The 211-nt window shown below is 63.0% G+C and carries 1 protein-coding gene; it reads right to left on the bottom strand.

All coding sequences use genetic code 11. From position 1 onward, the window contains the following. The coding region (locus tag AF337_RS07410) for an extracellular solute-binding protein (protein WP_152970954.1) at positions 1 to 211 on the bottom strand (211 nt) is incomplete at both ends.

Genomic DNA, 211 nt, shown 5'->3' with positions numbered 1-211 from the left:
CGTTGACCAGCGGGTCTTTGCTTGGCGGCAGGTCGTGGCGCGGCGGCACGTTGCCGCCCGGCTCCAGATAGGCGGCCAGATTCTCGGGCTTGTAGAAGTAGGCAAGGAATTCGCGCGCGCCCTGCTTGTTCTTGGCCTTGGCGGGAATGTGGATCGAGTTGACCGAGAATTCCTCGTAGTGGCCGACCTTGTCGTCGAGCACCGGGAAGGT

The sequence above is a fragment of the Rhizobium ecuadorense genome (assembly GCF_001187535.1).
GTDB classification, from domain to species: Bacteria; Pseudomonadota; Alphaproteobacteria; order Rhizobiales; family Rhizobiaceae; genus Rhizobium; species Rhizobium ecuadorense.
Note: the sequence above shows the minus strand (reverse complement) of the source record. Positions and strands in the feature narration are given on the sequence as shown.